Source organism: Xylanibacter sp. (assembly GCF_057607445.1).
Window position 1 is genome coordinate 1 of sequence record NZ_DBLZAX010000036.1, and the last position, 2,939, is coordinate 2,939.

At 46.1% G+C, this 2,939-nt stretch carries 3 protein-coding genes; all 3 read right to left on the reverse strand.

Going from position 1 to position 2,939, the window contains the following annotated elements:
- Positions 1-384: 384 nt before the first annotated feature.
- The 3 genes from ACZMIG_RS14590 to tnpA all read right to left on the reverse strand — a co-directional run bounded on the left by ACZMIG_RS14590 (position 385) and on the right by tnpA (position 2,841).
- Positions 385-2,058, reverse strand: a complete 1,674-nt coding sequence (locus tag ACZMIG_RS14590) for an IS66-like element ISBf10 family transposase (protein WP_004312011.1) — start codon at positions 2,056-2,058, stop codon at positions 385-387.
- A 75-nt stretch (positions 2,059-2,133) separates the two neighbouring features.
- Entirely contained in the window at positions 2,134-2,499 is a 366-nt protein-coding gene (gene tnpB / locus ACZMIG_RS14595) for an IS66 family insertion sequence element accessory protein TnpB (RefSeq protein ID WP_004312010.1), read from the reverse strand.
- A 3-nt stretch (positions 2,500-2,502) separates the two neighbouring features.
- Entirely contained in the window at positions 2,503-2,841 is a 339-nt protein-coding gene (gene tnpA / locus ACZMIG_RS14600; RefSeq protein WP_004312009.1) for an IS66 family insertion sequence element accessory protein TnpA, read from the reverse strand.
- Positions 2,842-2,939: the final 98 nt, after the last annotated feature.

Sequence of the window (2,939 nt, forward strand, 5' to 3'; positions counted from 1 at the left end):
GTAAGTATTCGATAAACTCCCTCGTATATTGGGTAACGTATGTTCATAATGTCGTTTATTCATTTTATCGTTCTATGATTTATTGTTACATCAATTCAACCCAAAGATGTGCGGGTTCTATAGTAATTGATATTATCCCTACTAATGGAGCGGATAAAAGGAAGTTTTTCCCCTTTGCCCCTTATTTTCCTGTGACAAATGTGATAAAGCGATATTTTTATCCCTACTTTCCCGCCATAATTGGTATAAAAGGGTATTCTTTCCCTTATTTTCCCTATTTATCGGGGATAATGAAGATAAAAACGGCACTTTATTCCCTATTTTCCCGTCTTGATTGGCATAAAACGGTAGTTTTCCCGTGTTTAGGCGAGATTTACGAAGGTATCAGGAGTCTTTCTTGGGAGATTCCGGTGACGTAACGGATAATATCTTGCCCTTGGATAACAGATTGTCAGGTAACAATTCGGCCAGATCCATCGAGTAGTCATCGTCATAATCATGTATATGTTCAAGGAAGTAGATCAGCCACGTGCGGAAGTCAGCCCCGGCAGCCTTGCAGCAGCCGAAGAACGAGTAGAGCACCGCCGCATCTTCAGCGGCATCATTATTGCCACAGAACAGGTAATTACGTCTGCCGCACGCGACAGGCCGCACTTTATTTTCTATCTCGTTATTATCCGGTCTGTAACGACCGTCCAGATGGTACCTGGAGAGTTTGTCGAACCTTCCGTATGTATATTTTATGGCTTTTCCGATCGGACTGTCTTTCATTACTTTGGGATATTCATTGACCAGCCATTTCTCGAAGCGCACAAGTATGGGATATGCAAGACGTGCCCTAAGTTCAGCCCTCTGTTCGTAAGTCAGGCGTTCATCGTCAGCCTTACGCTCCACGTCATAAAGCAACTGTATCTGTGCGAGCGCATAGTCGGCACGCTGCATGTCATTCTTTCTTGCCTCCCAAAAATGTCTGCGTGCATGGGCCCAACAGCCAAGAAGGATAATACCTTTCTTGGCGTCCAGCATCTCGTACCTTTCGTATCCGTCCGTCTGTATGGCTCCCCGGAACTTGCCGAAGAGTTTCAGCACCACCTTTCCACTTCGGGAACCCTTGTCATAGTAAAAGAACTGACGTCCGGTCATGACACTGCGCACAAGCCAGATATAACCTTTGACCGTCTTGTGTCTCTCGTCATTCATCACGGGGATTGTCGTTTCATCCGACTGTATGTAGTCAGTCTGCATCACCAGCTCCCATAATCGGAAGTAAAGGGGCCTTAGCAAATCCGCCACATCCTTGAACCAGTCGTTGACCGTTGACGCGGGGAGATGTACCCCCACACGTTTGAACTGTTCCAGTTGCCTGTGGAACGGTATGTGATCCACATATTTCCCTATCATCATGTCTGCCAGCAATGAGGCAGAGGCATAGCTCTTTGCTATTGGCATGACGGGAAGCGGGCCGGTCTTGAACTCGTTTGTACCCTTCCGTTTGGCTGTATGGCGCACTATCCTGCGGATATAGAACTTCTCGGGCTCGTGCATAAGGATCTCGGTCACTTCCTCTCCGGGAAGGAGCGTCCACTCTTCCGGATTATACCCTTCGGGATATATATGGACCACCTCACGCTCAAGATTCTCCGGAAGGGATTTTCTCGCAGGATGCTGCTTCCCCGCTTTTTTACGGGCGATGATCGCTTCTCTGGTAGCCTTCAACTCCTTTTCTGCTTCTTCTGCGGCTTCAGCCTCCTGGGGAAGCATGTCAAAGCCTTCAAAATCCAGCCAGCGGTCCTGGGCGTCAGGCTTTATGAACTTTTCCGCCTTCTTACCGTACAACTGCCGTTCAAGATAGGATACACGTTGCTCCAGACTGTTGATTTTTGCTTCCTTTTGGGCGATTATGGCATCCTTGTCAGACAATAAAGCCTCATACACCTCTTTGTCCGCAGCTTTAAGGGGCTGCGTGGACACCATCTCCTTCAACCGGCTGTTTTCTCTATACAGACAGTCGCATTTGTGCATGAGATCCTTTATCAGTAATTCCTTATCGGTTGGCATAATCGTTTAAATATGATGCTAAGATACTAAAAAACAGCCGGAATACGGCATTGTATATGTTATAATTTGTTACAACTACAACCCATGGAAACCACTCCTTTTATAACGCCTGACCTTGCTGCCGTCCATTCCTTGAACCATCATCACAAGGTCATTCCAGAAGGTTTCAATCGCTTTAATCCGACCTTCCTCCGTATTTATGACCGGCAGATGGAAGTGCCCATGTTCCAGCCTCATATGGTATATCACCAGACCACCATATTCCATATGGAGGATTTTCATACAGGTACAATTCGCATTGATAAAAATGAAAGCGTCACCGTCCCGTACATTCTTTCCCATCTGGTTGGTCACGATGCCGCTAAGCGTATAAAAACTCTTACGCATGTCTGTCGGATACGGGTAAAGATAATATCTGTTGGATTCATTCAAAGAAAACATAGGCTAACGGTTTGAATTCAAAAATATCAGGGTTTGCAATACCTCCGGTGACAAAGGGCTGTTCAAGCGGACTGTGACGCCATTGGGATAGGAGATCTCACATAGCGGCTGGGGAATTGGCGACGGGCTGACCGGAGGGGCAGACAGCAGGGATTTCTCCTTATGGGGAAGACTGACCTGGCCCTTACTGTTTACCTTTACCGGGATAAAGCCGCCTTTGCGCAACAGCTTGGAACGCCACTCGTAGAAACGTTTGGGACGAATACATTCATTCGAACAAAAATCCATAACTGACAGTCCGCTCGACTTGAAACGGGAATAAATAGATTCAAAATCTTCCATGGTCCATTGATGTGACATAACAATTGAGCTTTTTTACTTTGATTACAAAAGTAATATCACATTTTTAGAATGAAAGGGGGAGTTTATCGAATGCTTAC